This window comes from Leifsonia lichenia (assembly GCF_054780215.1).
Map to the genome: position 1 here is coordinate 926,309 of NZ_BAAGWT010000002.1, position 22,847 is coordinate 949,155.

At 69.8% G+C, this 22,847-nt stretch carries 22 protein-coding genes; 2 read left to right on the forward strand and 20 right to left on the reverse strand.

The features are described from left to right. Window positions 1-20: 20 nt before the first annotated feature. From ACYVGI_RS08960 to ACYVGI_RS09010, 11 genes are all read right to left on the reverse strand, one after another. Window positions 21-680: a methionine ABC transporter permease gene (locus tag ACYVGI_RS08960; RefSeq protein WP_460632250.1), complete on the reverse strand. Its 660-nt coding sequence runs from the start codon at window positions 678-680 to the stop codon at window positions 21-23. Beyond that, window positions 677-1,702: a methionine ABC transporter ATP-binding protein gene (locus ACYVGI_RS08965; protein WP_460632251.1), complete on the reverse strand. Its 1,026-nt coding sequence runs from the start codon at window positions 1,700-1,702 to the stop codon at window positions 677-679. The genes ACYVGI_RS08960 and ACYVGI_RS08965 overlap by 4 nt, the downstream gene beginning before the upstream one ends. Window positions 1,703-1,707: 5 nt before the next feature. Continuing rightward, the gene (locus tag ACYVGI_RS08970; RefSeq protein ID WP_460632252.1) at window positions 1,708-2,655 is read right to left on the reverse strand and encodes a MetQ/NlpA family ABC transporter substrate-binding protein; all 948 of its coding nucleotides are present in this window, start codon (window positions 2,653-2,655) and stop codon (window positions 1,708-1,710) included. A 198-nt stretch (window positions 2,656-2,853) separates the two neighbouring features. After that, window positions 2,854-3,267, reverse strand: a complete 414-nt coding sequence (locus ACYVGI_RS08975) for a VOC family protein (RefSeq protein WP_460632253.1) — start codon at window positions 3,265-3,267, stop codon at window positions 2,854-2,856. Window positions 3,268-3,368: 101 nt separating this feature from the next. After that, complete coding sequence (locus tag ACYVGI_RS08980) at window positions 3,369-3,776, reverse strand: helix-turn-helix transcriptional regulator (protein WP_460632254.1); 408 nt, start codon at window positions 3,774-3,776, stop codon at window positions 3,369-3,371. Between the two features lie 32 nt (window positions 3,777-3,808). Then, complete coding sequence (locus ACYVGI_RS08985; protein WP_460632255.1) at window positions 3,809-7,366, reverse strand: TM0106 family RecB-like putative nuclease; 3,558 nt, start codon at window positions 7,364-7,366, stop codon at window positions 3,809-3,811. Between the two features lie 110 nt (window positions 7,367-7,476). After that, window positions 7,477-7,812, reverse strand: a complete 336-nt coding sequence (locus ACYVGI_RS08990) for a nuclear transport factor 2 family protein (RefSeq protein ID WP_055895830.1) — start codon at window positions 7,810-7,812, stop codon at window positions 7,477-7,479. Between the two features lie 87 nt (window positions 7,813-7,899). Continuing rightward, a complete protein-coding gene (locus tag ACYVGI_RS08995) occupies window positions 7,900-8,469 on the reverse strand; it encodes an HhH-GPD-type base excision DNA repair protein (RefSeq protein WP_055895828.1) in 570 nt (189 codons plus the stop codon). 20 nt (window positions 8,470-8,489) lie between these two features. Next, on the reverse strand, window positions 8,490-8,705 hold the full coding sequence (locus ACYVGI_RS09000; RefSeq protein ID WP_460632256.1) for an SCO4848 family membrane protein: 216 nt from the start codon (window positions 8,703-8,705) through the stop codon (window positions 8,490-8,492). Between the two features lie 49 nt (window positions 8,706-8,754). After that, window positions 8,755-9,918 (reverse strand): hypothetical protein, encoded by a 1,164-nt coding sequence (locus tag ACYVGI_RS09005; protein ID WP_460632257.1) that lies wholly within the window; start codon window positions 9,916-9,918, stop codon window positions 8,755-8,757. Window positions 9,919-10,003: 85 nt separating this feature from the next. Further along, window positions 10,004-10,897: a LysR family transcriptional regulator gene (locus tag ACYVGI_RS09010; RefSeq protein ID WP_460632258.1), complete on the reverse strand. Its 894-nt coding sequence runs from the start codon at window positions 10,895-10,897 to the stop codon at window positions 10,004-10,006. Between the two features lie 78 nt (window positions 10,898-10,975). On the opposite strand from ACYVGI_RS09010, the gene ACYVGI_RS09015 reads away from it, so the two are divergent. Continuing rightward, the gene (locus tag ACYVGI_RS09015) at window positions 10,976-12,202 is read left to right on the forward strand and encodes an MFS transporter (protein ID WP_460632259.1); all 1,227 of its coding nucleotides are present in this window, start codon (window positions 10,976-10,978) and stop codon (window positions 12,200-12,202) included. Window positions 12,203-12,365: 163 nt separating this feature from the next. On the opposite strand, the gene ACYVGI_RS09020 is transcribed toward ACYVGI_RS09015, so the two are convergent. From ACYVGI_RS09020 to ACYVGI_RS09045, 6 genes are all read right to left on the reverse strand, one after another. Continuing rightward, window positions 12,366-13,157 (reverse strand): SseB family protein, encoded by a 792-nt coding sequence (locus ACYVGI_RS09020; RefSeq protein WP_460632428.1) that lies wholly within the window; start codon window positions 13,155-13,157, stop codon window positions 12,366-12,368. Between the two features lie 304 nt (window positions 13,158-13,461). Continuing rightward, the gene (priA, locus tag ACYVGI_RS09025) at window positions 13,462-14,208 is read right to left on the reverse strand and encodes a bifunctional 1-(5-phosphoribosyl)-5-((5-phosphoribosylamino)methylideneamino)imidazole-4-carboxamide isomerase/phosphoribosylanthranilate isomerase PriA (RefSeq protein WP_460632260.1); all 747 of its coding nucleotides are present in this window, start codon (window positions 14,206-14,208) and stop codon (window positions 13,462-13,464) included. A gap of 55 nt (window positions 14,209-14,263) precedes the next feature. Beyond that, the gene (gene hisH, locus ACYVGI_RS09030) at window positions 14,264-14,896 is read right to left on the reverse strand and encodes an imidazole glycerol phosphate synthase subunit HisH (RefSeq protein WP_460632261.1); all 633 of its coding nucleotides are present in this window, start codon (window positions 14,894-14,896) and stop codon (window positions 14,264-14,266) included. Beyond that, a complete protein-coding gene (hisB, locus tag ACYVGI_RS09035) occupies window positions 14,893-15,495 on the reverse strand; it encodes an imidazoleglycerol-phosphate dehydratase HisB (protein ID WP_460632262.1) in 603 nt (200 codons plus the stop codon). Before hisB ends, hisH begins: the two co-directional genes overlap by 4 nt. Continuing rightward, the gene (locus ACYVGI_RS09040) at window positions 15,492-16,595 is read right to left on the reverse strand and encodes a histidinol-phosphate transaminase (protein ID WP_460632263.1); all 1,104 of its coding nucleotides are present in this window, start codon (window positions 16,593-16,595) and stop codon (window positions 15,492-15,494) included. The genes hisB and ACYVGI_RS09040 overlap by 4 nt, the downstream gene beginning before the upstream one ends. A 748-nt stretch (window positions 16,596-17,343) precedes the next feature. Continuing rightward, window positions 17,344-17,712, reverse strand: coding sequence for a LysM peptidoglycan-binding domain-containing protein (locus ACYVGI_RS09045; protein ID WP_460632264.1), 369 nt, complete (start codon window positions 17,710-17,712; stop codon window positions 17,344-17,346). A gap of 234 nt (window positions 17,713-17,946) precedes the next feature. On the opposite strand from ACYVGI_RS09045, the gene lexA reads away from it, so the two are divergent. Then, window positions 17,947-18,666 (forward strand): transcriptional repressor LexA, encoded by a 720-nt coding sequence (lexA, locus tag ACYVGI_RS09050; protein ID WP_460632265.1) that lies wholly within the window; start codon window positions 17,947-17,949, stop codon window positions 18,664-18,666. Window positions 18,667-18,821: 155 nt separating this feature from the next. Here lexA and ACYVGI_RS09055 read toward each other — a convergent pair whose 3' ends face one another. From ACYVGI_RS09055 to ACYVGI_RS09065, 3 genes are all read right to left on the reverse strand, one after another. Then, the gene (locus ACYVGI_RS09055) at window positions 18,822-19,172 is read right to left on the reverse strand and encodes a metallopeptidase family protein (RefSeq protein ID WP_460632266.1); all 351 of its coding nucleotides are present in this window, start codon (window positions 19,170-19,172) and stop codon (window positions 18,822-18,824) included. A 110-nt stretch (window positions 19,173-19,282) separates the two neighbouring features. After that, entirely contained in the window at window positions 19,283-21,634 is a 2,352-nt protein-coding gene (gene metE / locus ACYVGI_RS09060) for a 5-methyltetrahydropteroyltriglutamate--homocysteine S-methyltransferase (protein ID WP_460632267.1), read from the reverse strand. Then, window positions 21,631-22,665 carry a methylenetetrahydrofolate reductase gene (locus tag ACYVGI_RS09065; RefSeq protein ID WP_460632268.1) on the reverse strand — a complete coding sequence of 345 codons (1,035 nt, stop codon included), beginning with the start codon at window positions 22,663-22,665 and terminating at the stop codon, window positions 21,631-21,633. The genes metE and ACYVGI_RS09065 overlap by 4 nt, the downstream gene beginning before the upstream one ends. Between the last annotated feature and the right edge of the window lie 182 nt (window positions 22,666-22,847).

Below are 22,847 nucleotides of genomic sequence, written 5' to 3' on the forward strand. Positions count from 1 at the left end.
CGTCGAGCGCGGCAGCCCGGTCAGCGCCGCAACGCCTTCCGCGCCAGCCAGTTGCCGAGGAACTGCGCGGCCTGCACCAGGATCACGATCGTGATCACCGCGATCCAGGTCACCGCCCAGTTGTAGCGCTGATAGCCGTACGAGATCGCGAAGTCGCCCAGGCCGCCACCGCCGATGCTGCCCGCGATGGCCGACAGGTCCACGATCGCCACGAACACGAACGTGTATCCCAGGATCAGCGGGCCGAGGGCTTCCGGGATGAGCAGCGTGGTGATGATCCGCCACGGGCTCGACCCCATCGCGCGGGCCGCCTCGATCACCCCGGGGTCGATCGTGATCAGGTTCTGCTCCACGATGCGGGAGATTCCGAACGTCGCCGCGATCGTCATCGGGAAGATCGCCGCCGGCGTGCCAAGGAAGGTGCCGAGCACCAGCTGGGTCAGCGGGGCGACGGCGGTCATGAAGATGATGAACGGAATCGGGCGGATGAAGTTCACCAGCACATTCAGCACCGCCGAGAGCGCACGGTTCTCCAGAAGTCCGCCGCGCCTTGTCGTGTAGAGCAGCACCCCGAGCGCCAGCCCGAGGGCGCCGCCGAGGACCAGGGTCGCCACGACCATCCACAGGGTCTGCCCGATGGACTGCACGAACACCGGCCAGAGGGTGTTCCAGTCGTTCACGCCGCCACCTCCTCCACCTCGGTGACCTCGCGGAGGTCGGCGATCAGCGCATCCACCCCGGTGTCGTCGCCGATCAGTTCCAGGGTGAGGCTGCCGAACGAGCGGCCCTGCAGGGCGGAGATGCCGCCGTAGACGATCTCGAAGCGCACGTTGTGCCTGCCGACCGCATCCGAGAGCACCGCGCCCAGGCGCCCGTCGTCGTGGATGCGCGCGGAGACGATGCGTCCGGCGTGCTTGCCGCGCAGACGCTCCACCTCCGTCTCGTCCGGCGTGTTCTTGAGGACCGTGCCGACGAAGCGCTGCGCCGTCCCGGTCTGCGGCGACGAGAACACCTCGAACACGCTCCCGGTCTCGATGACCTTGCCCGCATCCAGAACGGCGACGCGGTCGGCGATCGAGCGCACGACCTCCATCTCGTGCGTGATGACGACGATGGTGACCCCCAGCTCGTCGTTGACCCGCTTGAGGAGGCGCAGCACATCCGCGGTCGTCTCCGGGTCGAGCGCGGAGGTGGACTCGTCCGCGAGCAGGATCGCCGGATTCGTCGCCAGCGCGCGGGCGATGCCGACACGCTGCTTCTGGCCCCCGGAGAGCTGGTCGGGGTAGACCCAGGCCTTGTCGGTGAGACCGACGAACGCCAGCAGCTCGGCGACGCGCTGTTTGCGCTTCTCCTTCGGCCAGCCCGCCACCTTGAGCGGGTATGCGATGTTGCCGAACACCGTGCGCGAGCGGAACAGGTTGAACTGCTGGAAGATCATCCCGATCCCGGCCCGGACAGCGCGCAGCTTCGATTCGGGAAGCTGCGTGATGTCCTGGCCGTCGATCAGGATGCTGCCTGCGGTCGCCCGCTCGAGCGCGTTGATGAGGCGGACGAGCGTGCTCTTTCCCGCCCCCGAGTATCCGATGATGCCGAAGATCTCACCGCGCTCGATCGCGAGGCTGACCCCGTCGACCGCCGTGATGGTCGCGTCGCCGGAGCGGAACGCCTTCGAGACGTCGCGGAACTCGATGATGGGACTCATCCGCGCTACTTCGCCGCCGTGATGGTCGTCTTCAGCTTGTCCAGGATGGAGATGAGGTCGGACTGCGGGCGGTCGACGATCACCGCGGTGTTCTTCGACTCGGCCAGCACCGCGTCGGTGACCGGCTTGGTGTGGTAGAGCTCCGCGACCTTGAGATAGGTCTTGTTGTCCTTGTCGGCGGCGCGGGCGACGAACGCGTTGATGTACGGCTCAGCGGTGTCGCTCTTCGGGTCGTCCTGGAACAGCGCCGACTTGGGATCGATGCCGGCGGTGAGGGCGAAGTTGTTGTTGATGATCGCGCCGTCTGCCGAGTCGAGCGCGGGCGCGGTCTGGGCCGCATCCACCGGGATGACGGAGACCTTCGAGTCGGACGCCACGATGTCGGCGGGGGTCGCCAGCGTGTTGCCGCCGTCCTTCAGCGTGAGCAGACCGGCCTTCTGCAGCACGAGGAGGGCGCGGGCCTGGTTGGTGGCGTCGTTCGGGATGGCGATCTTCGCGCCCTGCGGGATCTCGTCCAGCTTGGTGTACTTCTTGGAGTACAGCGGGAGGGGCACCACCTGGGTGGAGGAGATCGGCACCAGGTTCTGGTTGGCGTTCACGTCGTAGTTCGCGAGGAACTGCAGGTGCTGGAACAGGTTCAGGTCGATCTGCTTGTCGGCCAGCGCCGGGTTGGCCTGCGTGTAGTCGCGGAAGCCGACGACCTGGATGTCGATGCCCTCCTTGGCCGCGGCCTTCTTGAGGATGGTCCAGTACGGGGCTGCCTGCTCGGTGGTGCCGATCTTCACGGTGACGCGCTTCTCCGCGCCGTTCGAGGCGGGAGCTGTCACGTTCACGACGATGAGCACGACGGCGACGACGACCGCGATGACCGCGATCCCGATTCCGACGATCCAGCCGGTCTTGGACTTCGGCTTCTCCGGAAGGGATGGGGTGGGCGGGGTGGCCTCGGACATGGCTGTGCCTCTCTTGTGAAGGGGTGGGGGTGTGCCGGCGAACGGTTGGCGGCTATTCGAGCCTGCCGTCTGTGCACCGGATGCCCAAACCGTGTTCCGAAATGTGACACCGAAGCTCGTTAAACGCCGCACGAGTCGTGCGAAAGGTGCGCTGCTCGCGGTCGCGAGCGCGCCTTTCGCACGACTCGTGCGCGCGGTTCAGGCGGGCTGCAGGATGGTCTGGATGCGCACCATGTTGCCCGACGGGTCGCGGAACGCGCAGTCGCGCGGGCCCCACGGCTGGTCGATCGGCTCCTGCAGCACCTCGGCTCCGGATGCGCGCACCCGCTCGAACGTGCCGTCGATGTCGTCCGTGCGGAAGACGATGTTCTGCAACACGCCCTTGGTGAGGAGTTCCAGGATGGTGTCTCCGTCGGCCTGCGAGCGGCCGCCGTACGGGTCGGAGAGCACGATCTCCAGCCCGGGCTGGTCGGCGCTGCCGAGAGTGATCCAGTGGTGCCCACCGGACTCGACGTCTCGCACGACGTCGAGCCCGAGCGCGTCGCGGTAGAAGTTGAGCGACTCCACGGGGTCGCTGACGGTGATCTGGTAGTACTGCAGTGAAACGGTCATGAGTCCACTGTATGAAGCGGGGGCGGGTCCGCACTTCTCCAAAACTGCTCGATCGGCAATGGATGCGCGCGGCGCGGCAGCACCGGATGCGCGCTTCCCGGTCAGGCCGACGTGGACCGCACCGGCCGGGTGCGCTGCTTGGCGACGCACGACGGCATCGCCTCCACGGCCCGGTGTTCGCGTGCCCGGTACTCGGTCGGGCTCATGCCGACGATCTCGCTGAACTTGGAGCTGAACGAGCCGAGCGATGTACAGCCGACGGTCATGCAGGCGTCGGTCACGCTCATCCCGGATCGGAGCAGCGCCATGGCGCGTTCGATGCGGCGGGTCATCAGGTAGCTGTACGGTGTCTCGCCGTACGCTGCGCGGAACTGGCGGGAGAAGTGCGCGGGCGACATGAGCGCCTTGCTCGCGATGGTGGGCACGTCGAGCGGCCGCGCGTACTCGCGGTCGATCAGGTCGCGGGCCCTGCGCAGGTGCGCGAGTGTTTCCAGTTCCTCCGGTGACACGCCACGAGCGTAGCACCGCGCCCCCGACCCGCTCATGCGTCCTGTTCGACCAGGCGGATGAAGGCGCTCAGCTCGGTGAGGCCGGTGGGCGTGGTCGGCAGGTACTCGGTGAGCTCGGGCGAGTGCACCAGGTACGCCGCCCACTTCGCACGGGACACGGCGACGTTGAGCCGGTTCTTCATCAGCAGGAACGACATGCCGCGGGGCACATCGGCCGACGACGACGCGGCGAGGCTGACGATCGCGATCGCGGCCTCCTGCCCTTGGAACTTGTCGACCGTCCCCACCCGCACGCGCGACAGCCCGGCCTCGTCGAGCGCGGCACGGACGGCAGCGAGCTGCGCGTTGTACGGCGTGACCACGATCACGTCCTCCTCGCGCAGCGCGTCGCGCGTGCGGCCCACACTGGGATCGGTCCACGCGCGCCCGAGGACGTCCAGCACGATGCCGACGACCACAGCCGCCTCCTCCGGCGACTCTGTGGAGTTGCCGACGTGCTCGACCGGAACGGGATGCAGTCCGGCGGCCACTCCGTCCAGCGCCCGATTCTCCGCCTCTGGGTGGGCGTGAAGCTTGCCCTCGTACGACAGCAGGGACACGGCGCGCGCCAGCGCGGGATGCATCCGCCTGCTCTCGGCGAGGAAGTATCCGAACTCGCACGGCAGAACGTCGTGCCCGTCGCTCACCCAGCCGAGCGCCGATCCGTCGATCGGCTCCGGGTGCCGCCCCTGGCTGACCTGCGGGAGCTGCTGCGGGTCGCCGAGCAGCAGCAGGTTGCGCGCGGAGACGCCGGCGCCGATGGTGGATGCGAGCGAGAACTGCCCTGCCTCGTCGACGACGAGCAGGTCGAGGCTGTCGCGCGGGATGCGCGCGGCGTTGGCGAAGTCCCACGCTGTGCCGCCGACCACATACCCGCTCGCCTCGTTGTCGAGGGCGAACAGGAGCTGACCGTCGTGCTCGAGCGGAGTGAAGGCGTGCGCATCCCGGTCGCTGTCGCTGCCGCTGCCGGGGACCTTGCCGACGAGTCGTGCATCCAGCCCGGCTGCGACGACCCGGTCGAGCAGGTTCTCGACGACGGCATGCGACTGCGCCACCACGCCGATCCGCCACCCGTGCCGGTGCACGAGCCCGGCGATCACGTGGGCGCCGAGATAGGACTTGCCCGTTCCCGGAGGCCCCTGGACCGCGAGGTACGACCGATCGAGGTCGAGCAGGCTGGCGATGACGGCGTCGACCCGCCCGCTGCCGTCCGCGGGCCCCTCAGGGGCGAGCGCGCCCGAGCGCGTGCGCGGGGGCGTGCGCCGCAGGAGGTCGACCATGCCATCGCGCGGCCAGCCGCCGTCGCTCGGCTCGTGCGAATCGTGCGCTGCAGCGCTCTCAGACCGCACTTCTGGCACGAGTCCAGCGCCGGGCGTCGTGTCTCGGCCTCCGCTCCGCGCCTCCAGCAGTTCGCTGCCCCACTCGCGGATCGCCTCGGCCAGGCGTCGCGCATCCGGTGGCCCGGCTGGCGTGAGGGCGCTCGGCAGGTCGTCGTATGGCAGCACGTCCCTCGGCAGGGTCTCGCGCACGACCACGGCGCCCTCGTCGGTCGCGTCGATCACCGCCACCGTTCGTGCGGCCCGCGCGCCCGGCTGCGAGCGCGGTGGCCGGAACGGACCGGGGTATTCGTAGAGCAGGAACGGGCCCGTCCGCTCGCTCACGCGGATCGCGCTCCCCGGCCCCCACCGGCCGCTGAGCAGCAGCTCGCGCCGCTCGACGCGCTGCCCCTCGTCCTGATACCAGTCGCGCAGCACGCGCACGTCCTCCACGACGAGCACGTCCCTGTTGTCCGCCCACTCCTCGACCGGCTGGATGAGCCGGGCGAAGTGCGACTGCCAGAAGCTCTTCTGCTCGCGGCGGTGGAAGTCGATGGCCGCCGCGGCGAGCGCCATCGCCTCCCTGTCCGGCGTGCGGTGCGGATCGAGCGGGTCGCCCGCGAACGCCAGCAGGCCGGCGCGCAGCGGCGACTCCTCCGGCGCGATCTCGACATCGTCGACCGGCGCCTGCCCGATCGGTACCCCGTTCTCCTTCGCCCTGGCGATCAGCCAGTCCCGCAGCCGCAGCGTGGAGACGCAGTCGTAACGGTTGTAGTCGCCGATCGCATCCAGGATCGGCTGCGCCTCGTCCTCGCGGCCGACCGCGATCAGGTCGCGCGCGTTGGCGTACTGGGTGATCGAGTCCGCGCCGTTCGTGACGTCGCTCTCGCGCAGTTCGTCGCCCATGTAAAGCGGTTCGAGCTTCTTGATCGAGTACGACCGAGAACCGACCCGCACCGCCTTGCGCACCAGCGGATAGAGGTCGACCATCACGCTGTCGCGCAGCAGCGCATCCACCTCCTCCTCGCCGACCCCGTGCCGGGCGGCGAGCGCCAGCAGGTGCGTCTGCTCGTAGGCGGCGTAGTGGTAGATGTGCATGTTCGGGTAGCGTTCGCGCCGGTCGCGCACGAACGCGAGGAAGGCTTCGAGCGCGACCCGTTCTGCTGCGAAGTCGTGCGCCCAGAACGCGGTGAACTCGGCGTTCTCGTCGACCAGCCCGAACAGGTAGTCGAGGTTCCAGCGTTCCCCCGCCCCCTCGGTGTAGAGCGGGTCGCCCTCGAAGTCGAAGAAGATGTCCCCCGCGTCCGGATGCGGAAGCACAGCGAGCACGGGAGCGTTGAAGACGCGGATCGGCGGGGGCGCGCCATCGACCGCATCCCGTTGCAGCCGCGCCTGCTCGCGCAGGCCGTCGAGCGTTCCGTCCGGCACGCCGTCGACCGGCCCGGTGGATGCGGCGAGCTGGTCGATCGTGTACACGCCGGACTCGAACAGTCTCGCCCGCTGGGTGACCCGCATCCCCGCCACCAGGAGCACGTCTCTGGTGGCCTGGATCTCGGCATCGCAGGTGTCGCAGCGTCCGCACACAGTGAACCGCGGGTCGCCCCACGCGACCGGCCCCTGTTCTGCGAGATGCTGCTCGATGATCCAGAGCAGCCTGGCGCGGCGCTTGCGGTACACCGGCTCGATCTCGGAGACCCGGTGCTCGCTCACCGAGCCGTCGCCGAGCAGCAGTTCGACCGTGTCCTCCACGTCGACGCCGATGCGCCGGAGCTGACCGGCGTATGCGGCGAGCTGCAGCAGAGCGGTGACGCGTGCGCTGCGGGCAAGCTTCGAATCCTGCACCCGGTAGCGGCCATCGGGACGGCGCACGATGAAGTCGGCGAACCCGACGAACGATCCGTCGAAGAAGGTGGCCTGGAAGACCACCTCTGAGGAGCGCGCGAACGCATCTGCCGTCTCAGCGACCGCCGCGGCCAGACTGTCGGCGTCCAGCCGCTCCGGCCGCTCGATCTCGGCCACGGCTGCCCCGAACTGCTCTCGGTAGCGCTCCAGGATGTGGTGCTCGTGCTCGTCGCCCAACCGGGACGACCGCACGTACATCGGGTCTTCGATCTCGTCGGTCTTCTCGAGCCGCCCGAGCTTGACGTCCAGGGCGCGCAGAAACGCGAACTCGCACTTCGACGCCTCGGTCAGATCACTGGCACTCGTGACGATGACACCGTCCAGAAGGAACACGTGCGCTCCCTCCCGCGACGCCAGACGGCCCCTGCGGCCGCCGCTGCCAGCGAGCCTATCCGGAACCACCGACACGGCCGCGTCGGGCGGCGATCGTGCGGCCGCGGACGTCAGGCGGTGATCGTCATCCGCTCGATGCCGCCGTGCCCCACCAGGAAGGTGAACGTCGACGGGCCGTTGAACCCGGACCCGCCGACCAGCGCGGTCACAGCCACGCCGTCCGGCACCGCGCTGAACTGCAGATCGTCGAGCGAGACGGCCGAGCCGATGAACTCGCCGTCGCTCCAGCCCCTGATCGCCTCGCGGCCGGTGAAGACGCGGCCCCAGTCGTCCACGCTGCCTGTCGGCGCGAACGTGTCGAGGAAGCGCTCCGTGTCGTGAGCGTTGGCCGCGTCGATCGCCGTGGCGACGACGGGCGGGATGCCATCGCGGCTCTCGTCGGTCATCGCCCCAGTGTGGACCGCATCCCGTGCTGGGCGCCAGTGCCGAAACGGGATCGAGGCTCAGGGCGCAGCCGCCGTCGCACGCGCGGCTTACGCCTTCTTCGCCGCCGCCTTCGCCGCGCGCTTGAACTCGCGCACCTTCGTCAGCGACTCCGGACTCACGATGTCGGCCACCGAGCGGAACGAGCCCTCCGTGCCGTAGTCGCCCGCTGCCTCGCGCCAGCCGGGAGCCGTCAGCCCGCGCTGCTTGCCGAGGAGCGCGAGGAAGATCTTGGCCTTCTGCTCTCCGAAGCCGGGCAGCGCCTTGAGCCTGCGCAGGATCTCCGGGCCGTCCGGGTCGCCCTGCGTCCAGATCGCCTCGGTGTCGTCGCCCCAGTCGTTCACGATCGCCGCGGCGAGCGCCTGCACACGCCCGGCCATGGAACCGGGGAACCGGTGGACAGCCGGCGTCTGCTTCATCACCTCGACCAGCTTCTCCGGGTCGGTGGATGCGACGGTCGCCGGATCGAGGGAGCCGAGCCTGTCCTTCAGCTTGGCCGGGCCGGAGAACGCGGTCTCCATCGGGATCTGCTGGTCGAGCAGCATCCCGAGGATGAGCGCGAAAGCGGACTGGTCGAGGACGGCGTCAGCCTCAGGGTCGCCGGTGATGTTCACAGCCATGTGTTCATGGTGCCATCCGGTCAGGAGACCAGCAACATCACCCCGGCCACGAGCGAGGCGAGCGCGAGCAGCAGCGCGACGCCGAGCAGCACGCCGTGCACGATGAGGAACGGAGTCGGCTTGCCCGCCGCATCCCGTGCCCTGCTGTCTGTGGCGACTCTGGCGAAGAACCGCGGCCAGGCGAAGACGTTGAAGACGGCGTTGAGGAACAGGACGATGGCGGCGAAGACGGTCATGGTGCCTCCAGCCTAGGAGACACGGGATGCGCCCGTCCCCGAGCCGCGCTCAGTCGAGCCTGTGCCGTGGCCGCACCACCTCCGACAGCGTCGGCCGGTCCGTCCAGCGCAGTTCGACGATCTCGTTCGCCTGGGACGTGTAGAAGACGTGCTGCGTCGAGCCGGCGTGGTCGGCGAACGCCGACGGCGTGGACTCCGCGCCTGGATCGTCGGCGTTCGTGAGCGGGTTCTCGTGCCAGCCGGTCGGATCTTTCCACAGCTCGTGGATGCGGTGGTCGCCTCCCGCGTACACGACATGCTGGGTGGCGACCGGCACCGCGTCCGTCGCCTCGAACGCGTACGCGGACACGCTCGTGCCGGCGAGCACGTGCTCCGCCCCGCGCGGTGCCGTCAGATTCTCGACCGACCAGGTTCCGTCGAAGCTGTACTCCCACACGTCGCCGGACGTGTCCACCACATCCACGTGGCGCGTGCCGTCCGCGGCGAACCCGTAGCCCCGGTATGCGTCGTCGGCGAAACCCGCGGGACCGTCGAGCCCTGCGCCGATGTCGACGGGTTCGCCCCAGGTGAGGTTCGAGGTGCCGGTGTACTCGTACATGCGGCCGTCGTCGCCGAGGTAGTCGACGTGCATCGTGTTGCCGGAGGAGAACGAGTACCCGCCCGGCGCTCGGGCGCACAGCGGTCCGCCGTGATCCCAGGTGAGGTCTTTGTGCACCCAGGTGGGGTCTCCGTCGTCCTTGGACTTCCTCGTGAGCACGTGGACGTGCCTGTCGATGCCCTGGAAGACGACCACCTGCGCGCGTCCCGCCGTGTACTCGAATCCCTGCGCCGCCTTCTGCGCCGCCTGCGCCCCGGAATCGTGGGTCAGGTCGTTGGCGTGCCACCCGTCGTCCTGGTACAGCTCGCGCAGGTGCCCGTCCGCTGTCGTGCCGAGGTAGAGGACGTGCTGCGTTCCCTCCAGGACGAACAGGTACGCCTTCGGGGGCGACGACGAGTGCGGGGCACCGCTCTCGTTCATCAGGTCCTTCTCGTGCCAGACATCGTCCGTGCCGCAGTACAGCTCGTGCAGGATCCCGGTGTCGTCGGAGACGCCGGAGCCGCCCAAGTAGATCACGTGCCGCGTTCTGTCGTCGGGGAAGTCGTATGCGGCGGGCGCGAAGACGCCCGTCGGGAAGTGGAACGTCTCTGTCAGGTTCCGTGCTGTCCAGCCCATGATCGGCTCCGATCGGGAGAATGCGGCGTCAGACGGGGAAAGAGTACGCCCACGAGCGGGGCTGTGGAAAGGGCGGGCCGCCTGCTCACTCCTCCGCCGGCCGCGCGACCGGCCCGAAGCGTTCGCCGAGCAGGTCGAGCATGGCTGCGGCCGCCGCGCTCGGCCGCGTGCGCGACACCGCACTGAGCACCCAGTCGATGCGCTCCGCCAGCGGCACCACCACGGCGCCTGCGGCGGGAAGCACGGTGAGCTGCGGCATCACCGCCACCCCGAGCCGTGCGGCGACGAACCGCGGGATCTCCCCCAGGTCGGACAGCTCGGTCGACACCCGCCTGGCGATCCCGAGCGCGTCGATGGCGCGGTCGAGGGCGACCCGGTTGCCGAAGCCCTCACGCGCATCCACCCAGCGTTCCGCGGCGAGGTCGGTCAGCGACACGGCGTCCGCACCGGCCAGTGGATGCGCCTCCGGCAGCACCGCGACGAACGGCGAGACCGCGAGATCCCGGTACAGCAGGTCGGGGACCCTGCCCGGCAGGCCGAGGAACGCCACGTCGATCCTGCCGAGCCGCACATCCCGCGCAAGCCCGGTCGACCCGCTCGGCGACGGCCCGAGGCGCAGGTCGACCAGCGGGTGGCGTGCGTGGAACTCGCCCATGATCCCCGGAAGGTCGATGCTGGTGAGGTTGGTGAAGATCCCGACGCGCACCTCGCCGCGGAGGCCGCCTGAGCTGTCGGCGAGCAGGCGCATCCGCTCGGTGGCCTCGAGGGTCGTGCGCGCCGCATCCAGCACGTGGCGACCGAGCGAGGTCAGCCGCACCCGGTGCTTGTCACGCTCGAACAGGGCTCCGCCGAGCTCGCGCTCCAGCGACCTGACCCCGGCGGACACGGTGGACTGGGCGGCGAACACCCGGTCTGCCGCGCGGGTGAAGTTGAGCTCGTCTGCGACGGCGACGAAGTATTCGAGCTGACGGGTGTCCACATCGCAATCGTAGTCTCCGATCACGCTTATCAATGCTATCCGTTGGACACGATCACCATGCGGGAGCACGATACCGGTATGGCACTCACGACCTCCCCCCTCCGGCCCGCTGCATCGACCCGTTCGTGGCGTCTCCGCCACGGCGCGGGGTTCTGGGTCATCGCCGCCGCCTTCCTCGCGGTGATGGCGTTCTCCACGCTGCCGACCCCGCTGTACGCGCTCTATCAGCAGCGCGACGGCTTCCCGACCTGGGTGGTCACGGTGATCTTCGCGGCGTACGCGATCGGCGTGCTCGCAAGCCTGTTCCTGATCGGGCACATCAGCGACTGGGCGGGGCGACGCCGGATGATCCTGGTGGCGATCGCGCTGGAGATCGTGGCGGCGGTGCTCTTCCTGTTCTGGAACGATGTCTCCGGCCTGCTGGTCGCGCGCGTCATCTCCGGCGTCGGCGTCGGGGCGCTCACCGCGAGCGCGACGGCCCATCTCAGCGAGCTGCGCTCGACGGCGCGGCCGGAGGAGAGCCCGCGCCTCGCCGGAACGGTGTCGACGGTCGTCAACACCGGCGGCCTCGCGCTCGGGCCGCTGATCGCCGGGGCGCTCGCGCAGTTCCTGCCCGCCCCGCTGATCCTCCCGTACGCCGTGTTCCTCGTCGTGCTCGCCGTCGCGGCGGTCGCTGTGGCGCTGGTGCCGGAGACCGTCGAGCGCGCCGAGGAGCGGCCGGCGTACCGGCCGCAGCGCATCTCCCTCCCCCGGGATGCGCGGAGCACGTTCTCCGCTGCGGCCGTCGCCGCGTTCGCCGGATTCGCGGTGTTCGGGCTGTTCACGGCGCTCGCCCCGACGGTGCTGTCCGGCGTACTGCACGAGCCTTCGCGCCTCCTCGCCGGGGCCGTGCCGTTCTCGGTGTTCGCGGCGTCGGCCCTCTCGCAGATCGTGTTCTCTCGGCTCTCCGGCCGCGCGCAGCTCGTGCTCGCGATCCCGCTGGTGGTGGCCGGTCTGGCCGGTCTCGCCGTGGGAGTGCTGGCGACGGGGCTCGTGCTGTTCGTCGCGAGCGGGGTGGTGGCGGGAGCGGGCGTCGGGCTGCTGTTCCGCTCTGCGATCGCGGTCGCCGCGTCCCTGGCGGCCCCCGACCGCCGTGGCGAAGTGCTGGCGGCGATCTTCCTCATCGCGTACGTCGGCCTCGCAGTGCCCGTGCTCCTGGTCGGCGTGGCGCTGATCGTGTGGCCGGTGGTGCCGGTGCTGGTGGTGTTCGTGGTGGTGGTCGCGGCGCTGTCGCTGGCGGCGGGCTTCCGGATGCTGCGCCGCTGAGGCGTGCCGCCGCTGCGCGCCGCTGCTGCGTGCCGCTGCTGCGCGCCGCTGCTGCGCGCCGCTGCTGCGCGCCGCCCGCCGTCGCACGCCTCGTGCGGAAACGCCGCAGCGCCTGGCCGCGCACGGCGTTTCGGCACGAGCCGTCAGCGCCGCTCGGGCGGCGTCACTCCGCGGCGCGGAGCTGCACGCGCAGCGAGTCGACGCGCGTCGCGATCACGTCGTCCGCGGCCCAGCGCTGCGCGAGGCGGCTGAGCACCGCATCCAGTTCCTCCCTGGTGAGGCCGCTGGACAGTGTCAGCCGCACCACCAGCTCCTCGCCCGCGAGCCTGGCGCCAGGGTCGCCTGCGACCAGCTCGATGTCATGCACGCCGAGCTCCGACCCGATGGATGCGGTGAACGCCGCGAACACCTCGGGGTCTCTGTCGCTCGGCAGCCACGCACGACTCTGCGCGATCGCCCACAGCGCCGGACGCCGCAGCACGAACTCGGTCTCCGAGGTCGGGTCGAGCACGACCAGTTCGGTGTCCTCCGCCGCCGCCGCGAGCGCGACGCGCATCCCGTCCGCCGGCACGGGGCGCGCATCCCGGTTCCACGTTTGCATCGCGGTCACCGACGAGAAGACCGGCAGCACGGTGCGACCGTCCGGACCCGCCACGGTCACGATGGCGAGCTCCTGCGTCTTGTCGATCAGCAGCCCGTCCTCCGTCGTGTCGCTCTCGCCGAGCCGCGCCATCAGCGGGATCAGCAGTCGCGAGGCGCGCACCGCGTCGACCACGGCTTCGGCGCCGACCTCGCCCGCGCGGAACGCCGCCAGCGCGCCGAGCAGCGCGGGTGGCGCGCTCCCGTCGTCGTCGCCGAACACGTTCTCGTCGAACTCGCGCCCCTCCCAGGGCTGTCCCGCCGAGTCGGCGGCCTTCGCGGCGTCGGCGGCGAGCTGCGCCGCGAACCCGCTCAGCCGTGCGGCTCCCTTCGCGCTGGGACCAGTGGATGCGGCGCTCGCGCCATCGCCCGGCGTCGCGCCATCGCCCGGCGTCGCGCCATCGCCCGGCGTCGCGCCATCGCCCGGCGTCGCGCCATCGTCCGGCGTCGGGCCATTGTCCGGAATTGCGCCATCGCGCTCAGCGTCCCAGGCGACCGATCCGCCTTGAGCCTCGGCCCCGTCTCCGCCTCTGGCTTCGGCCCCGTCTCCGGCCCCGGTCCCGTCTCCGGCCTCGGCCCCGGCCCGGTGCCCGGCCCCGTGCATCCGGTCGTCGCCCGGCTCAGTTCCCTGCGACATCCAGCGCCTCGGGCAGCGTGAACGCGCCGGCGTAGAGGGCTTTGCCGACGATCGCGCCTTCCAGGCCGAGCGAGACCAGTTCGCGGAGGGCCGCGATGTCGTCGAGGTTGGAGATGCCGCCCGACGCGACCACGGGACGCGGGGTGCGCTCCATGACCTCGCGGAGGAGCTCGATGTTCGGGCCGCGGAGGGTGCCGTCCTTGGTGACGTCCGTCACGACGTAGCGGGCGCATCCTGCGTCTTCGAGGCGGTCGAGGACCTGCCACAGGTCGCCGCCGTCGCGGGTCCAGCCGCGGGCGGCGAGGGTGGTTCCTCGCACGTCGAGGCCGACGGCGATCGCTTCGCCGTACTGGCCGATCACGTTCGCCGCCCACTCGGGGTTCTCGAGCGCTGCCGTTCCGAGGTTGATGCGCTTCGCGCCGATCTCGAGCGCCGACTCGAGGGAGGCGTCGTCGCGGATGCCACCGGAGAGTTCGACGTTGACGCCGCGGACCTGCTTGATGACCTTCTTGAGGATCGCGTGGTTGTCCCCGCGTCCGAACGCAGCGTCGAGGTCGACGAGGTGGATCCACTCTGCGCCCTGGTTGGCCCATTCGGCCGCAGCGTCGACCGGATCGCCGTAGCTCGTCTCCGAACCGGCCTCCCCCTGCGTCAGGCGCACAGCTTTGCCGTCGGCCACGTCGACCGCTGGCAGCAGGACGAGCCGGGGGGTGTTGTTGAATTCGCTCATGTTCTTCCTCGGTTGGGCCCGCTCGGTGGCGGCGGGCTCGGGGTGGGTCTGAGACCTACAGGGTGCCGATCCAGTTGCGGAGGAGCTGGATGCCGGCGCGGCCGGACTTCTCGGGGTGGAACTGGGTCGCGCTGAGCGGCCCGTTCTCGACGGCGGCGATGAAGCGGCTGCCGTGCTCGGCCCAGGTGACGCGCGGCTTCGGGAACGGCGGGACCACATCCAGCGTCCAATCCTGCGCAGCGTATGAGTGCACGAAGTAGAACCGTTCGTCGTGGAGGCCGTCGAAGAGGGCGGAGCTCTCGGGCGCTTCGACCGTGTTCCAGCCCATGTGCGGAACCACGTCCGCTTTCAGCACGTCGACAGTGCCGGGCCACTCGCCGAGACCTTCGCTTTCGAGGCCGTGTTCGACGCCGCGTTCGAACAGCACCTGCATCCCGACGCAGATCCCGAGCACGGGGCGGCCTCCGGCGAGACGTCTGTCGATCACCTCGTCGCCGTGGGATGCGCGAAGCGCGTCGATGACGGCGGCGAACGCGCCGACGCCGGGGACGAGCAGGCCGTCCGCTTCCTGGGCGCGGCGGCGGTTGCCGGTCAGTTCGACGTTCGCGCCCGCCTCTTCGAGCGCTTTGACCGCGGAGTGGACGTTGCCCGTCCCGTAGTCGAAGACGACGACGTCGGGTGCGGTCACAGCGCCCCCTTGGTGGACGGGATGCCTGTGATCAGCGGGTCGAGGGCCTTCGCCTGACGGAATGCGCGAGCGAACGCCTTGAACTCGGCCTCGGCGATGTGGTGCGGGTCGCGGCCGCCGACGACGGTGATGTGCGTGGTGATGGCCGCGTTGAACGAGATGGCCTCGAAGACGTGCCGCACCATCGAACCGGTGAAGTGGCCGCCGATCAGGTGGAACTCGAACCCGGCCGGCTCGCCGGTGTGCACGAGGTACGGACGTCCGGAGATGTCGACGACGGCCTGCACGAGCGCTTCGTCGAGCGGCACCAGGGCGTCGCCGTAGCGGGAGATGCCGCGTTTGTCGCCGAGCGCGATCTTGATGGCCTGACCGAGCACGATGCCGATGTCTTCGACAGTGTGGTGCACGTCGATGTTCGTGTCTCCGCTGGCGCGCACGCGCAGGTCGGTGAGCGAGTGCTTCGCGAACGCCGTGAGCAGGTGGTCGTAGAACGGCACGGACGTCTCGATGTCCGTAGCGCCTGTGCCGTCGAGGTCGATGCTCAGCTCGATGCTGGACTCGCTGGTCTCGCGCTGCAGGGTGGCGATGCGATTCGTCATGACAGCGAGTTTACCGGGGCGTCCGGACGCCCGAGCGCCGCCAGCGCGTCGAGGAACGCGGTGGTCTCGGCCTCGGTGCCCGCGGTCACGCGGAGGTGGTGCGGGATGCCGACGTCGCGGATGAGGACACCGCGGGCGAGCAGCGCCTCGAACGTCGCCTGCGGGTCTGCGACGCCGCCGAACAGCACGAAGTTGCTGCCGCTGCGGTGCGGCTGGTAGCCGAGCCTGGCCAGCTCGGTGACGAGCCGGTCGCGCTGGATGCGGATCTCCCCGACCATCGCGAGCATCTCGCCGGAGTGGGCGAGCGCCGCGGTGGCTGCGGCCTGGGTGAGAGCGGACAGGTGGTACGGCAGGCGGACCAGACGGAGCGCATCCACGACGGCCGGGTCTGCGGCGAGGTAGCCGACACGCGCTCCGGCGAACGCGAACGCTTTGCTCATGGTGCGCGAGATCAGCAGGCGCGGACGGCCGGGCAGCAGGCCAAGGGCGGTCTGCTCGCCGTCCGGCAGGAACTCGGCGTACGCCTCGTCGACGATCACGATGCCGCGGGCCGCGTCGTACGCGGCCTCGATGGTCGCGAGCGACAGCGGCGTCCCCGTCGGGTTGTTCGGCGAGCACAGGATGACGATGTCCGGGTCTTCGCGCCGGATCTGCTCCGCGGCGGTCTTCGCCGACAGCTCGAATTCGCCGTCGCGGTGCGCGGCGATCCAGCTCGTGCCGGTGCCGGATGCGAGCAGCGGGTACATCGAGTAGGTCGGGCTGAACCCGAGCAGGCTGCGACCCGGTCCCCCGAACGCCTGCAGGATGTGCTGCAGAACCTCGTTGGACCCGTTGGCCGCCCAGATGTTCTCGGCGGTCAGTCCGTGCCCGAGGTACCGCGCGAACGACTCGCGCAGCTCGGTGAACTCCCGATCCGGGTAACGGTTGACGCCCCCGATCGCCGCCGAGATGCGCGCGACGATGTCGGCGGCCACATCCGCGGGCACCGGATGCGTGTTCTCGTTCACGTTCAGCGCCACCGGAACGACCTTCTGCGGCGCTCCGTAGGGGGTCTTGCCCCGCAAGTCATCACGAATCGGCAAATCGGAAAGAGAAGTCACCCACCAATGCTAGTCACGCGGCGCACCGTGTGACGCCGAGCGGCTGGCGAACCCGCACGGCACTCCGTTCGAACGGAGACCCCACGCGCCACGCCGCGAACGCCTCCTTCCGAACGGAGAACCCGCACCCCACCAGCAGCAACCTCCTGCCCAACGCAGAACCCGCACCCCACCAGCAGCAATCTCCTGCCCAACGGAAACCCCACACTGCTAAGCAGCAAACTCCTGCCCAACGGAGAACCCACACCCCACCAGCAGCAATCTCCTGCCCAACGGAGAATCCACACCCCCGTCAGCAGCAACCTCCTGCCCAACGGAGAACCGACACCGTCAAGCAGCAAACTCCCGCCCAACGCAGAACCCACACCCCACCAGCAGCAAACTCCTGCCCAACCGAGAACCCACACCCAACCAGCCACGACCTCCTTCGGATCGAAGCACCCAGCTCACCACCGTCACCCGGCGGCACTGCCGCGGGACCGCTCGGCTCGGTTCCGCAGGACAATCCGTACGACACGCCGCCAACTTCTCCTTCCGAACGGAGAACCGACACTTGACCGGCCCAAGAGTCCTGCCGAGCGACGAACCACCCCACCAAGGCGCCCCAAATTCCCCCCCGCACCCCGCACTCCGCGCCCGCGCCCGCACCACCCCACCAGCCACGCAAAAAGGGCGCACCCATCCAGGCACGCCCTCCCCAAACTTCCCCAGCGCTCTCAAACCCGCGCTACCGAGGACCGCCCGGGCCCTACCCCGCGTACTGCGTCGGAATCGCCAACTGCTGGCCCGGCGACACCACGGCGGTATCGAGCTGGTTCAGCGAGACGATGTCCGCGATCACATCGCGGGGGTCTGCGCTCGGCGCGACCTTCTCCGCGATGCTCCACAGCGACTGGCCTGACTCGACCGTCACGTAGTGGAACTGCACGTGGGCCTGGTCGCCCGAGGCCGCAGCGCCTCCGCCGTTGAGCGCGAAGACGAGGGCTCCGACGATGAGCGGCACGGAGGCCAGCGTGGTGAGGACGACGCGTCCGCGTCGCGTGAGACGAAGGCGCGTGCGCGCGCCCACGGGCGTCGGGAACTGCGACGACGACATCGTGATCGTTGCTGTGCTCATGCTGCTGACCTCCTAAGATTCCGCACCCGGTGCTTGGCCGGCAGGCCGGATGCGAAGCTGTGTTCCGAATATATCTTCGAATGTTCGAAACCACAAGCACGATTCAATGACGAAAAACACCAGTGATTTCGAGACACGCTCGAACACATGTTTGTTTTACCCCTGCATCGTGGATACAGTTTCGATTGTCTGGACTTCACTCAACCAGGCACCACCGACATTCGGGCCGGCCGGATGCGCAGACGGGTCACGAAAGGGACGACCGTGGCGAACGACAACCAGGGAGCACGCGAGCGCGGGGGCACGCGCAGACGTAAGAACCTGAGCGAGAAGCAGTTGTCCATCCTCGACGTCATCCAGCGATCGGTGAGCCAGCGCGGCTATCCGCCGAGCATGAGGGAGATCGGCGACGCCGTCGGCCTCTCGTCTCTGTCGAGCGTCACGCATCAGCTCAACCAGCTCGAGCTGAGCGGCTACCTGCGCCGCGACCCGAACCGGCCGCGCGCGCTGGAGATCCTGATCGACCTGCCGTCGAACTCCTCCGAGTCGGTCGACTACGAGAACCAGACGCCTGTCGGCGACGCCGCGATGGTCCCGCTCGTCGGCCGCATCGCCGCCGGCGTGCCGATCACCGCCGAGCAGCAGGTGGAGGAGGTCTTCCCCCTCCCCCGCCAGCTCGTCGGGAACGGCGAGCTCTTCATGCTGAAGGTCGTGGGCGAGTCGATGATCGACGCCGCCATCTGCGACGGCGACTGGGTGGTCGTCCGCACGCAGAAGACCGCGGAGAACGGCGACATCGTCGCGGCCATGCTCGACGACGAGGCGACGGTCAAGGTCTTCCGCCAGCGCGACGGCCACACCTGGCTGCTGCCCCGCAACTCCAACTTCGAGCCCATCCTGGGCGACTACGCCGAAGTCCTCGGCAAGGTCGTGGCGGTCCTCCGCGCCGTCTGACCGACACCCCAGCGTTTCCGAGCCCGGCCCGTGGATGCACGGCCGGGCTCACGCGCATCCACCCTGCTCTGCACCCCATCGAGTCCGACGTCGTTCACGCGGCCGGCCGCGACCGACAGCGAACAGCGTCAGACTCGATCGGCGGACCAGGCCGGTCACGCCCAGCCGAGCTCCTGCAGGCGGGCGTCGTCGAGCCCGAAGTAGTGCCCGATCTCGTGGACGAGGGTCACCCGAACGCGCGCACGCAGCGCATCCAGATCCGCAGCACTGGCAGCGAGGTTGTTGCGGTACAGCGTGATCCGGTCGGGCAGCTCGCCGAACCCGTAGACTCCGCGCCTGGTCAGTGGATGCCCGCTGTACAGCCCGTACAGTCGCGGCCGGGCGCCGGGCGGCTGGTCCTCGATCAGGATCGCCACGTTCTCGAGCGGCGCGACCATGTCCGGCGGCAGCGCGTCGAACACGTCGCCGACCATCGCTTCGAACGCATCAGCCCCGATCTCCACCATTCCCCCATCCTCACCCCGAACGCGATCGAGCCCAGGGTTTTTCAACGCATCCGGGCGGAATACGGTGAAAAACCCTGGGCTCGATGGCGTCGAGGCGTGGAGGCCTGGGGCTAGGCGGTGACGGGAGCGGCGGCGCGCACGGCGCGCGTCGCGGCGATGATGTTGCGCAGCGACGCGACGGTCTCGTCGTAGCCGCGCGTCTTCAGTCCGCAGTCCGGGTTCACCCAGAGCTGGCGGCCGGGGATCGCACCGAGCGCCGTCTCGAGCAGCTCCGTCACCTCGGCGACGGACGGCACGCGGGGCGAGTGGATGTCGTACACGCCAGGGCCGATGCCGTGCTCGAACCCGGAGCTCTGGATGTCGTGGACGACCTCCATGCGCGACCTGGCCGCTTCGATGCTGGTGACGTCCGCATCCAGGTTGCGGATCGCGTCGATGACCACGCCGAACTCCGAGTAGCAGAGGTGGGTGTGGATCTGCGTCTCGTCCCGCACACCGGACGTCGCGAGCCGGAACGACCCGACCGACCAGTCCAGGTACGACGCGTGGTCAGCCTTCTTCAGCGGAAGCAGTTCGCGCAGCGCGGGCTCGTCGACCTGCACCACCCGGATGCCCGCGGACTCCAGGTCGGCGATCTCGTCGCGCAGCGCGAGCGCCACCTGGCGCGCAGTCTCGCCGAGCGGCTGGTCGTCGCGCACGAACGACCAGGCCAGGATGGTCACAGGCCCGGTCAGCATCCCCTTGACCGGCTTCGGCGTGAGGCTCTGGGTGTACGTCGACCACTCGACCGTGATCGGCTTGGGCCGCGACACGTCACCCCACAGGATGGACGGGCGGGTACAGCGGGAGCCGTACGACTGCACCCAGCCGTTCTGCGTCACGGCGAACCCGTCGAGGTTCTCGGCGAAGTACTGAACCATGTCGTTGCGCTCCGGCTCGCCGTGCACGATGACGTCGATGCCGATCTCCTCCTGCAGGTCGACGACGCGCTTGATCTCGTCGCGCATCCGGCCCAGGTACTCCGCCTCGGTGATCAGCCCCTTCGCGAACTGAGCGCGCGAGCGGCGGATGTCGCCGGTCTGCGGGAACGACCCGATCGTCGTGGTCGGCAGGAACGGCAGCCCGAGGGCCGCATCCTGCGCCGCCAGCCGGTCGGCGTACTCCCCGCGGGCGAAGTCGGCCTCGGTCAGCGCCTCTTCGCGTGCGCGCACAGCGGGAACCCGCACCCCTGGCGCAGCCGCGCGGTCCGCCAGGGCAGTGGATGCGGCACTCAGGTCGTCCTGGATGGCCTCGTGGCCGTCGACCAGCCCGCGGGCGAGCGTCGCGACCTGTCCGACCTTCTGGTCGGCGAACGCCAGCCAGCTCTTGAGCTGGTCGGACAGCTCCGGCTCGTCGTCGACGTCGTGCGGCACGTGCTGCAGCGACGTGGAGGTCGCGACGGCGACGTCCGGGGTGAGCGACAGCAGTTCGGTGAGCGTGCCGAAGGCGGCTTCGAGGTCGCCGCGCCAGATGTTGTGGCCGTCGACCACACCGCCGACGATGGTCTTTCCCGACAGCCGGGATGCGGTGTCCGCGTCGAGCCCGCGCGGAACGGAGCCGCGCACCAGGTCGAGCGAGAGCGCCTCCACCGGGGAGGCCGCGAGCACGGGGAGGGCGTCGTCGAGGCTGCCGTAGGGGGCGGCGACGAACAGCGCCGGCCGCGCGGGGACCGCACCGAGCGTGTCGTACGCCGTCGCCAGGGCGGCGAGCACCGCATCCCGCGGCTCGTCGATGGACTCGCTGACGAGAGCGGGCTCGTCGAGTTGCACCCACGGGGCGCCCGCCGCCGCGAGGCGCGACAGCAGTTCGGCGTAGACCGGAAGCAGGTCGCCGAGGCGCGACAGCGGGCTGAAGCCATCGGGAGCCTCGTCGCTCGGCTTGCTGAGCAGGAGGAAGGTCACCGGCCCGACGATCACCGGACGGGTGACGAACCCGGCAGCCTTCGCCTCCTCGAACTCGCGCACGATGCGGTCGGACGCGAGCCGGAACGCGGTCTCCGGGCCGATCTCGGGCACCAGGTAGTGGTAGTTGGAGTCGAACCACTTGGTCATCTCGAGCGGCGCGTTCTCGCCTTCGCCGCGGGCGATCGTGAAGTATCCGGCCAGGTCGACGGCGCCGTCCGCGTCGGCGAGCGACGCGAACCGCGACGGGATCGCTCCGACCGTGACCGCCGCATCCAGCACCTGGTCGTAGTAGCTGAAGCTCTCCGGGATGGAAGCGTCGTCGCGTCCGAGGCCGAGGGCCGCAAGGCGCTCGCGCGTCACGGAGCGCAGCTCGGCGGCGGTGGCTTCGAGCTCGTCGGCGGTGCTGTTCCCCGCCCAGAAGCTCTCCACGGCTTTCTTCAGCTCGCGCCTGCGCCCGATGCGCGGGTAGCCGATGATCGTCCCCGTCGGGAACGGGATGCGGAAGGTGGTGTCGGTCATGCTGGTTCCCTTTCGGTGGTGCTGGGGTCGGTCGGTCTGGTACTGGTCGTGGTGCTGGTCGTGGTGGCGATTGCGGCGGGGGTTGCGGTGGCGGTTGCGGCGGCGGTGTCCGCGCGGAGGAGCCCGATCCTGTCGAGCACCGCGAGCACCGCCTCGTGCTGGTTGAACGTGTACAGGTGGATGCCCGGTGCGCCGCCGTCGAGCAGTGTCCGAGCGAAGTCGGTCGCCCAGGCGATGCCGATCTCCCGCTGCCCCTCCTCGGTCGGCTCGATCTCGAGCTGGATCGCGAGCTCGCTCGGCAGGTCCTCGCCGCTCAGCTCGAGCATCCGCTTCAGCCTGGCGGGACTGGTGACGGGCATGATGCCGGGCAGGATCGGGAAGAGGACGCCCGCATCCCGTGCCTTCTGGGCGAAGCTGAGGTAGTCCTCCGGGTGGAAGAACAACTGGGTGATGCCGAGGTTCGCACCGGCGGCCTGCTTGGCGAGCAGGGTGTCGATGTCCTGGCTGACGCCGTGCGACGTCGGGTGCCCGTTGGGGAAGGCGGCGACGGCGATCTGGACGTGCTCGCGGTGCGAAAGCACGGTGCTCGCCGGAAGCCCGGGAACGGCGAGCTCGCCGTACGGGACGCGCTCCGCCTGCACCCGGTGGATGAGCTGCACCAGCTCGGCGGAGCTGTGCAGGTCGCCGAGGCCGGTCTCCCCCGGCGCGAGGCCCGCCGGCGGGTCGCCGCGCACCGCGAGGAAGCGCCGGATGCCCGCATCCAGGAACTCTCGGATGAGCTGCCCGGCCTCCGCGTGCGACGAGCCGACGCAGGTGAGGTGCGCCATCGGGCTCACGTCGGTGTTGTCGAGGATGTAGCGCAGCACGTCGAGCGACGACGACCTGGACGACCCGTTGGCGCCGTAGGTGACGGAGATGAACTCCGGATGCGCGGCCGCGAGCTTCTGGATCGTCGCGGGCAGCGCCTCTGCGGCGCGCGCATTCCGCGGCGGGTACAGCTCGAAGGAGAACCGCGCGTCGGTACAGCTCATGGCGTCCTCTGGTGTCGGTGGCGTGACGCGTCGCCCCGCCCGGGGCCGCGCCCGCCTCGGTCAAGGTGGGGCCCCGCCGGACGGCCGGGGCCGTTCGGTGAGGTTTTCGCGGGCGGGTGCCGGGCTCGGCTGTCGCACCACCGAGCGGGTCGCCCGCTGCGGTTGAATGGCAATCTAGCAAC